General features: G+C 74.8%; 1 protein-coding gene and 1 pseudogene. Both read left to right on the forward strand.

The features are described from left to right. Positions 1-876: pseudogene (locus ABZV94_RS41420) on the forward strand (serine/threonine protein kinase); the annotation flags it as partial. A gap of 163 nt (positions 877-1,039) precedes the next feature. Then, on the forward strand, positions 1,040-2,050 hold a 1,011-nt coding region (locus tag ABZV94_RS41425; RefSeq protein WP_356350248.1), incomplete at its 3' end, for a protein kinase.

Consider the following 2,050-nt stretch of genomic DNA (forward strand, 5'->3'; position numbering starts at 1 on the left):
GCCGCCGGGGTGCCGAACTCCGGCGCGACCAAGCAGGGTTCCGGCTGGCCCGTGGTGCCGCCGCCGGACCTGGACCTGCCGACGCGGCCGGTGCCCAGGGCGCCGCTGACCGACGTGGTGCCCAGGCGCACCCTGGTGATCATCGCCGTGGTGGTCGTGCTCGCCGTGCTCGGGACCGTGCTGGCCCTCACCCTGGGCGGCGGCGACGGCGAGGGCGGCAAGAGCGACGGGGCCAAGGCCGCGACCAGTGCCGGCGCGTCCGCCAAGCAGGACAAGGGAACGGGCGACGGCACGGACACCGGGACCCGGACGGACGGGGCGGGCTCGGCCGCCGCGACCACCGGGTCGTCGACGGACGCCGAGGCGAGCCGGTCCGCCGGCTCCGGCACCCGCTCCGACTCCGCCGGCGGCTCCGGCTCCTCCGGTTCGAAGGAGGGGAGCGCTCCGGCGGTCTCCACCCGCAAGGGCGGCCAGGGGTACTCGATCGGGCTGCCCAAGGGGTGGGCGTACCAGTCCACCGGGGCCGCCGGTGACCGCTACACCGGGCCGGGCGGGCAGAAGCTGCTCGTCGCCTGGACCGGCACGCCCAAGGACGATCCGGTGGCGGACTGGAAGAACCAGGAGCGCTACATGGTGCGCTCCCAGTACCACAAGATCCGTATCGAGAAGGTGGACTACCGCCGCTGGAACACCGCGGACTGGGAGTTCACCTACGTCGAGGGCGGCACCGAGTACCGCACGATCGACCGGGGGTTCGTGGTGAACGACCACCTCGGTTACGCGCTGATGTACACCGCGAAGAACGCCGACTGGCACGGCGAACTGCGCAAGGACACCTGGAAGACGTTGACGGGATCCTTCGAACCCAAGTCGTAGGCGCCGTGCGCCGGTTTGGTACGTGAGAATCCGTCATCCTCTCAATGCGGGTTGCCTCCGGCACGTATCGTGAAGGGTCGCGGACCGTGTGCGGCCGTACGCTTGTGCGAAACGGGTCGTGAGGCGAACGGATCTGACCAACCGGGCGGCCGGGGGAGGCAAAGTGGACGACTACGCGGGTCGGGTGCTCGCCGACCGCTACCGCCTGCCACTGCCGCCGTCCGACGAGTACGAACTCACGGAGACCCGCGCCTTCGACACCTACAGCGGCCAGGAAGTCCTCGTCCGGCAGGTGCCGTTGCCCGAGGTCGTCGAGGCCGAGGTGCTCGACGCGGAGGGGCTGCCGGACGGGTTCACCGCACGGGAGCGCGCCTCCCGCCGGGCGCCGGACGCGAGGACGGCCACCCGCCGGCCCGCCGATCCGGCGGTGCGGCGCGCCGTCGAGGCCGCGCAGGCGGCGGCCGGCATCCCCGACCACCCCCGGCTGGACCAGCTCTTCGACGTGTTCGCCGAGGGCGGCTCCCTGTGGATCGTCAGCGAGCTGGTGAACGCGCGTCCGCTGGCCGCTCTGCTCACCGAGAGACCGCTGACGCCGTACCGGGCGGCCGAGGTGGCCTCCGACGTGCTCATGGCGCTCCGGGTGCTGCACGCCCATGGCTGGGTGCACCGCAACATCACCGTCCGCACGGTCCTCGTCTGCGAGGACGGCCGCGTGATGCTGACGGGCCTCGCGGCCGGCGCGGCGGAGGAGGCGCTGTGCGGATACGACCCGGTGCCGGCTCCCGAGAGCACGGACGGCGACGGGGGAGAGGGCTTCGGAGCCGAGCCGGGTCCCGCCGGGGGCGGAACCGCGCGGGTCGCTCCCGGTGCGGGAGCTGCTGAGGCCTCCGCCGGTGCCGGGGTGCCTGCGAGCGGGGTGGCCGCGGACGTCGATCCCGAGGCCGCGCGGCGGGCCGCCATCCAGGCGAGGGCGGCCGGAGGGCTCCCGGCGCCCGGCGCGACCGGCGCCTCCGGTGCGGCGGGCCGGCCGGCTCTGGAGAGCGGTGCGGACATCCGGGCAGCCCGGGCCGGAGCCATCGCCGCGTACCGGGCGGGCGCCCGGGCCGCCGCCCGGGTGCACGAGGCCCGGCAGGGCGAGCGCGCCGCCCCGCCCGCCGCACGGCCACCCGCCGAC

It is taken from the genome of Streptomyces sp. NPDC004658 (genome assembly GCF_040609555.1).
Classification (GTDB): Bacteria; Actinomycetota; Actinomycetes; order Streptomycetales; family Streptomycetaceae; genus Streptomyces.